Annotated in this window: 2 protein-coding genes; both read right to left on the bottom strand. The window is 28.8% G+C overall.

Annotated features, from left to right (window positions below; all coding sequences use genetic code 11):
- Positions 1–309, bottom strand: a 309-nt coding sequence (locus tag DIU01_RS08915) for a MaoC/PaaZ C-terminal domain-containing protein (RefSeq protein WP_290833627.1), incomplete at its 3' end; no start/stop codon positions are given.
- A 2-nt stretch (positions 310–311) separates the two neighbouring features.
- A partial coding sequence (locus DIU01_RS08910) for a glycosyltransferase (protein ID WP_290833625.1) occupies positions 312–934 on the bottom strand: 623 nt, incomplete at its 5' end.

The raw sequence follows: 934 nt of genomic DNA, 5'->3' as shown, positions 1-934 counted from the left end.
GTCTTTAACCGTGAAAACCGCAGTATATTCAATTCCTGTAAAAATTGGCTTTAAATATTTTGCATTCTGACTGATTAAAATATGTTCTTCTGGATATAATAGTGTTCCATAAACCTTTGAAAATGCACTAATACTATAATATCCATGCACAATACAACGTCCAAAAATAGTGCCTTTAGAATAACTTTCTGATACGTGAATCGGATTGCAATCTCCCGAAATTTTTGCATATAGTTTAATTTCTTCTTCTGTAAAATTAAAATCAAATGTAAAAACATCATTAATCTTTGGTCTTTGTATAGTATTCATTTTTAACCCCAAGTTTTTAAGTATTTTTCTGCAATAATCTTGTAATCATGTTCTTTCTCAATAAATTTTCGTGCTCGAGTTCCAATCTCGGTAATTTTTGCAGGATTTTCTATCAAATAGGATAAAGTAGTTACCAAATAATCAACATCGGGCAATGCATTTATGGCAACTTCATCTTGCAAATTATAATAATTTTCAAATTCTTTTTCGGCACCAGTAAATACAACTTTTCCTTTAGCCATGGCTTCTAGCGCGTTGTAACCTTGGTCAAAAGCATAAACCTGATCTAGAACAATATGCGAACTATCATAAAGTTTTATGTAATCTTGATAAGGTAAATTTTGAGCAATTATGATTTCAATTTTATCTTCATATTTCTTGCCAACAATTTCTAATGCTTTCTCAAAAAAAACAATTCCTTTAGAATAATAAGTGCCACTATTTATACCTAGAAAAATTTTTATTTTACCATCAATTTTCAAATCAATAAATGCAATTTTATCGGTATTTATTGGGTTTGGAAGCAATCCTAAAAACTTCTTTTCACTTTTTATCGGATTTATGTAATCGATATCAGAAGCATAAACTCCTTTGATGTTTTTATAAACTAAATCGTGTGTTTTTT

It is taken from the genome of Flavobacterium sp., from assembly GCF_003525665.1.
GTDB lineage: Bacteria > Bacteroidota > Bacteroidia > Flavobacteriales > Flavobacteriaceae > Flavobacterium.
The sequence above is the reverse complement of the archived record's forward strand: the minus strand, read 5'-3'. Positions and strand labels throughout refer to the sequence as shown.